The sequence below is a fragment of the Bradyrhizobium sp. IC3195 genome, assembly GCF_020193585.1.
Lineage (GTDB): Bacteria > Pseudomonadota > Alphaproteobacteria > Rhizobiales > Xanthobacteraceae > Bradyrhizobium > Bradyrhizobium yuanmingense.
In genome coordinates, this window is the sequence record NZ_JADYVG010000067.1 from 1 (window position 1) to 1,489 (window position 1,489).

Annotated in this window: 1 protein-coding gene; it reads left to right on the forward strand. The window is 61.5% G+C overall.

Annotated elements, in window-relative coordinates; all coding sequences use genetic code 11:
• The first annotated feature begins 199 nt into the window (after positions 1 to 199).
• The gene (locus I6F09_RS37110; RefSeq protein ID WP_225190197.1) at positions 200 to 1,489 is read left to right on the forward strand and encodes an IS4 family transposase; all 1,290 of its coding nucleotides are present in this window, start codon (positions 200 to 202) and stop codon (positions 1,487 to 1,489) included.

A 1,489-nucleotide genomic window follows, 5' to 3' on the forward strand; every position in this document is an offset into this window, starting at 1 on the left:
GCTAGGGCATGCACATATCTGGTGCGACGGATTGACTCGGGTCCGCCGCGGGGATTCCAGAATCGGGAGTCTGTGTGCTTCCTATTGCTGCACTCCATGGTTTGGACGGGGGTGCCGCGATGTTGTCACGGATTGACTGGACGCTGGGCCGGTTCGGGGATCGTCGTCTCGATAAAGGGGGGCGGCGCTCGCTGAACGCATGGTTGCAGGCAGAACTGTCTGCCTTCGGCAGCTCTCCAGGGGGAACCGCGCGCTGGAAGTGCGGTTCAACCGCTTTCTTGGCCATGAAAAGGTAACGGCGGAGCGGATCATCGAAAGCTGGAGCGAAAGCACGGTCACTGCGGTAGAAGGCCGCCACGTGCTGGCGATCCAGGACACCAGTGAGATCCACTTCAACACCACATCGCAACGCCGGCGTGGGCTCGGAGAAATCGGAAAAGGTAATAGCCACGGCGTGCTGCTGCATCCGCTGCTGGCTGTGGATGCCGACGATGGGAACTGTCTTGGACTTTTGAGCGGGCAGATATGGACGCGCACAGGTCGCCGCACGACCTCGCACGACGATCGGGAGTTATCGGACAAGGAATCGCAGCGCTGGATATCCACTGCCGTGGCGGCCAAGCCGCTGCTCATCAAAGCCGCGGCGGTGACGGTGCTGGGTGACCGCGAGAGCGATATTTTTGCCCTTTATGCCAGCTCGGCTGAGCAACACTTCCATGTCATCGCCCGCAGCATGCATGATCGCAAGCTTGCCGATCGCAGCGGCTTGTATGAGGTCAGCAGTGCCATGGCCGCGGTGGATCGGCGTGCGATCCAACTGCCTGCGCGCGCCGCGCGGCCCGCCCGCCTGGCTCACCTCGAACTTCGCTTTGGCGCAATCGAGCTCGCTCGTCCGCAGAGTAAGTTCCTGCGCCATTTGCCGAAAAGCTTGCCATTGGCGGTGGTCGATGTGCGAGAGATCAATGCCGAAACCGGTGTGGAGCCGCTGCACTGGCGGCTTCTCACCACACACGAGGTCAACGGCATCGAGGACGCCTGGCGCATCGTCCAATGGTACAAGCAGCGCTGGATCATCGAGCAGTTCTTCCGTGTCCTGAAGACACAAGGCCTCAAGCTCGAAAACAGCCAGATCGGATCCGCCGATCGTCTTCTCAAGTTGGTTGCGATCGCCGCCAAGGCGGCCGTCATCACCATCCAGCTTCTGCAGGCCCGCAACGGTAGTCGCCAGCTTATTGTCGCGGCCTTCGATAACCGCCAAATAGGCGCGCTCATTGCCCTCAACCAGCAACTCGAAGCCGCGAGCAAGCGACTAAAGAACCCGCATCCGCCCAACAGCCTCGCCTGGGCCGCCTGGATCATCGGCCGTCTCGGCGGCTGGGACGGCTACCCATCGTCCAAGCCGCCGGGCCCGATCACCTTCAAAAACGGCCTCGAATACTTCCACGCCGTCTCAGCAGGATGGAGCCTCAGAGATATGTGCATGCCCTAG

Bases quoted from the DNA above. Each gene is read 5' to 3' on its own strand.
- I6F09_RS37110 (WP_225190197.1), top strand. From the start codon at position 200: ATGGTTGCAGGCAGAACTGTCTGCCTTCGGCAGCTCTCCAGGGGGAAC.